This is a genomic window from Paenibacillus periandrae (genome assembly GCF_022458865.1).
GTDB lineage: Bacteria > Bacillota > Bacilli > Paenibacillales > NBRC-103111 > Paenibacillus_S > Paenibacillus_S periandrae.
Genome location: NZ_JAJNMU010000196.1, coordinates 1 through 258, shown reverse-complemented (window position 1 = coordinate 258; position 258 = coordinate 1). Strand labels below are relative to the sequence as shown.

Below are 258 nucleotides of genomic sequence, written 5' to 3'. Positions count from 1 at the left end.
CGATTTGGTCACCCTGTTTACACCAACGATTGAAGCCTGATGTGGCAACTTCAACATTCGGTGAATGGTCGTACCAGGTGGTGAAGGCCTCTTTCCATTCCCAGGTACCTCGCAGCATGTCGGAGTAACCCAGCAATTCTTCAAGCTTCTTCTTGCTTTCTGCAGGTAGGGAGTCGACTGGAGGATTAAGCAAGCGGTGATGCGCTTTGAGCAGGGCTTTCGCCCGCGGAGCCAGCGTACTCTGAACCGCTTTACGAA

The 258-nt window shown here is 52.7% G+C and carries 1 protein-coding gene; it reads right to left on the bottom strand.

The window, feature by feature from the left end; genetic code table 11:
* On the bottom strand, positions 1–258 hold a 258-nt coding region (locus LRL21_RS45205; RefSeq protein ID WP_420832583.1), incomplete at both ends, for a DesA/ISL3 alpha bundle tail domain-containing protein.